Below are 812 nucleotides of genomic sequence, written 5' to 3'. Positions count from 1 at the left end.
CGCCCATGCCGCAGCGGCTGGCGAGCTTGGCGGCGGTCCAGTCCGGCTTGCCAGCCAGCGCCGAATAAGGCACGTCTTCGCAGCGGCAGACCAGGGTGTCCGGCTGGGCCAGCAGGTTCAGCCGCGGGTCGAGGGTGAAGTCGCGTTTGAGTGCTGCGGCGAAGCCCAGCCAGCGCTGGCGCTGCGGCCAGAGTTCGCGGGCGCGGTCGTGTTCACCCACCGCGGCGTGGCCGGCGATGCGGCCCTCCACCAGCGCCTTCTCCGAACCGCCGAAACCAGTGCATTCGCCCGCCGCGTAGACCCCGTCGCGGCTGCTCGCCTGCCAGGCATCCACACGGATCGCGCCGTCCTCCACCGTGCAACCCAGCGCCTGGCCGAGCTGCACGTTGGGGATCAGGCCGAAGCCGCAGGTCAACCGGTCGCAGGCGATTTCCTTCAGCTTGCCGCCCTGGCTGATTCGTACGCCTTCCAGGTGATCGCTACCCAGGGCGGCGACCACATGGCTGTCGGCGCGGTAGGCCGGATCGTACAGGCCGAAGGACTGCAGCAGCTTGTTCGGCCAGCGCGGCAGCTTCAGGGCGAAACGCGCAAGGGTCGGCCAGGATGCCTGTTCGGCGATGCGCAGGATCTTCGCGCCATTGGCGCGGGCGGTGGCGGCGCTGGCGAGCAGCAGTGGGCCGCTGCCGGCGATCACCACACGCTGGCCATCGACCGGTACGCCGCCTTTGATCAGCGCCTGCAGGCCGCCCGCGCCGGTGACACCGGGCAGCGTCCAGCCGGGGAAGGGCAGCAGCAGCTCGCGGGCGCCGGTG

1 protein-coding gene is annotated in these 812 nt (G+C 71.2%); it reads right to left on the bottom strand.

Annotation, left to right across the window (positions count from 1 at the left end):
- A partial coding sequence (locus ACCC94_RS29875; protein WP_413353195.1) for an FAD/NAD(P)-binding oxidoreductase occupies positions 1-812 on the bottom strand: 812 nt, incomplete at both ends.

It is taken from the genome of Pseudomonas sp. Pseusp97, from assembly GCF_047304025.1.
Classification (GTDB): Bacteria; Pseudomonadota; Gammaproteobacteria; order Pseudomonadales; family Pseudomonadaceae; genus Pseudomonas.
This window is presented reverse-complemented; position numbering and strand designations above follow the sequence as displayed.